Here is a 1,418-nt window from a genome sequence, read left to right as displayed (position 1 = left end):
GGCCAGGTAGGGCGACTCGGGCAGCTCACGACGCATATTCATCGCGTCCAATGCTGCCACGCGGCGCGAAACCGGGCGTCGGGCGGATCAGCCGCGGGCGGCCTCCGGACCCGAGGTCAGCCGCGGGCGGCCTCCGGACCCGAGGTCAGCCGCGGGCGGCCTCCATGCTCTTGCGGACGCCCTTCTTCTCCACCAGCTGATCCTCCGACAGCGTGGGCGGCCACGGACGCGGGCCGATGCAGCGCGGGATGGTCTGCGGGCTGCCGCCGGGTGTCTCCGGCTTCTCCCAGTCGAACGTGACCGCACGCCACGTCACCGGCGCGTCGAACGCCGCCTGCAGGCACTTGAACTTCGCGCGCGCGAACGACGTCCTGTCCCCAGCGAAGGCGACCTTGCGGAACGAGACGTCCTCGCCGGTGAACCGGGTGTCCTCGAACGACACGTCGACACCCTCGAGCACCGCGCCTTCGAAGGAGACGTGCCCGGCACGGAACCGTGCGCCGGCGAAGGTGGTGGCCGGCGTGACGAACCGCGCCCCGTCGAACGACACCCGGTCGGCGTCGAACGCGGCGCCCTCGAACGACGTGGCCTCGCCGCGGAACGTCGCCCCGTCGAAGCGCACCCGCCGGCCGCGGAACACCGCCCCGGCGAACGACGCGTCCTCGAACAGCACGCCGGTGAAGTCGAAGTCGTTGCCGGCCCAGGACGCGTCGGCGTCGCGCTGCAGCCGGGCGGCGAGCACCCGCACGACCGTCTGACGGACCTCCCCGTCGTTCTGGCGGATGGCCTGCCTGCGGCTCTCCTCGATGTTCGTGGCAGGCGCGGTGGCGGTCCAGGTCGTGGTCGAGACGAGCTCGGCGAGGTGGTTGGCCCCGAACTCGGGGTCATAGGGCAGCCGCAGGTAGCCGGACAGCACGTCGATGCACTGCTGCCTGCGGGTGAACGTCGAGCTCTCGTCGGCCGCGGCGGCCAACGCGAAGACACCGGCGATACGCGTCGCCGCCTCCGCGTCACCCAGCTGCACCGAGGCCGCGCCGAAGCGATCGGCGAAGCGGCCGCGCTCGGCGTCGAGCTGCCGACGGAACACCAGCACCAGCAGCACCGCCACGGCGGCGCCCACCAGGAGTGGCAGCGCGGCCCGCATCGCCGAGGCGGAGGTGTCGGCGGCTCCGCTCGGGAACACCTCACCGGTGACCTTCCAGGTGATCGCCGCCGCCACCCCGGCGCCGAGGACGGCGGCCAGCACCACGGCACCGAGCAGCGGGGTGCGGGTGGAGCGCCTGCGGGAGGCGGTCAGGCTGCTGCGCAGTTCCCGCCGAAGCGTCTGCGCCGGGTGGCAGATCCGCGCGACGGCCGCACCCACCAGCAGCGCGGCCACGACCGCGCACCCGACACGCAGCGCCCCGTACGGCAGCCCG

Annotated in this window: 1 protein-coding gene; it reads right to left on the bottom strand. The window is 73.6% G+C overall.

The genetic code is table 11. The features are described from left to right. Window positions 1-145: 145 nt before the first annotated feature. Window positions 146-1,418, bottom strand: a 1,273-nt coding sequence (locus Q2100_RS30475; RefSeq protein ID WP_302917018.1) for a pentapeptide repeat-containing protein, incomplete at its 5' end; no start/stop codon positions are given.

Source organism: Mycolicibacterium arseniciresistens (assembly GCF_030519285.1).
GTDB classification, from domain to species: Bacteria; Actinomycetota; Actinomycetes; order Mycobacteriales; family Mycobacteriaceae; genus Mycobacterium; species Mycobacterium arseniciresistens.
The sequence above is the reverse complement of the archived record's forward strand: the minus strand, read 5'-3'. Positions and strand labels throughout refer to the sequence as shown.